The 1,039-nt window shown below is 66.3% G+C and carries 1 protein-coding gene; it reads left to right on the forward strand.

The window, feature by feature from the left end; translation table 11 throughout:
- The first annotated feature begins 79 nt into the window (after window positions 1–79).
- Entirely contained in the window at window positions 80–892 is an 813-nt protein-coding gene (locus ACMO6A_RS06495; protein WP_009306745.1) for an alpha/beta hydrolase, read from the forward strand.
- Window positions 893–1,039 lie beyond the last annotated feature (147 nt).

The following is a 1,039-nucleotide window of genomic DNA, read 5'->3' on the forward strand; positions in this document are numbered from 1 at the left end:
TTCCTCCCCTGCCCTCCATACCCGCGCGTCAACGCGCTACAATAGCTCCAGCTTATCGACCCGAGAGAAGGGAACGCGCATGCAGCAGCAACTCACGAAACAGGCCCCCGAGGGCTTCCTGTTGGTCGGGCGCATCGACGCACCGGAGCGGCCGAAGGCGGCAATCGTCATCGTCCACGGGCTGTGCGAGCACTTCGGACGCTACGACTACGTGACGCAGCGGCTGCTGGAAGCCGGGTACGCCGTCGTGCGCTTCGATCATCGCGGGCACGGGCGCTCCATGGGCAAGAAGGTGTGGTACGACGACCGCACGCAGATCGTATCCGATACCGATCTGTTCGTCGAAGAGGCCCGCGCGCAGTTCCCCGACCTGCCGGTGTTCATGATCGGACACTCTATGGGCGGCTTCGGCGCCGCCAGCTACGGCACGGCCCATCCCGGCAAGCTGGACGGCTACGTGCTGTCGGGCGCTTGGACGCGCGACCACACGGGCCTGGCATCGGGCGCGGTGGAGCAAGGGCTCGACCCGGAAATGTACATCCCCAACGAGCTGGGCGACGGCGTGTGCTCCGACCCCGCCGTGGGAGAGGCCTACCTGGCCGACCCCTTCGTCGTCAAGGAGTTCTCGGTGGCGCTGCTGCGCGCCGTGCACGACGGGCACCTCTGGCTACGCGCGCAGGCCGCCGACTTCGCCGACCCGGTGCTCCTGCTGCACGGCGGAGACGACGGCCTGGTCAGCCCGCAGGACAGCATCGATATGTTCCGCGAAGTCTCATCGAAGGACAAGTCGCTGCGCATCTACGCAGGCCTGCGCCACGAGATATTCAACGAGTTCAAGAAGGACCGCGTCATCCGCGATGCCATCGAATGGCTCGACGACCACGTGAGGTAAGCTGCACTGGCCAAGGCCGAACATCGCCACGCCAACGGGGAAAAGCGCCTGCGTCATAAGAAGGATCGACGCAGGCGCTTGCACGAGGGCAAAGCCCCCTCGCGGCCGGACAGCCGTCTGCGTAGCCGAGCCCGGCATGCGCCGCAT

Origin of the sequence: Eggerthella sp., assembly GCF_048329335.1 — a bacterium.
Taxonomy (GTDB): Bacteria; Actinomycetota; Coriobacteriia; order Coriobacteriales; family Eggerthellaceae; genus Eggerthella; species Eggerthella lenta.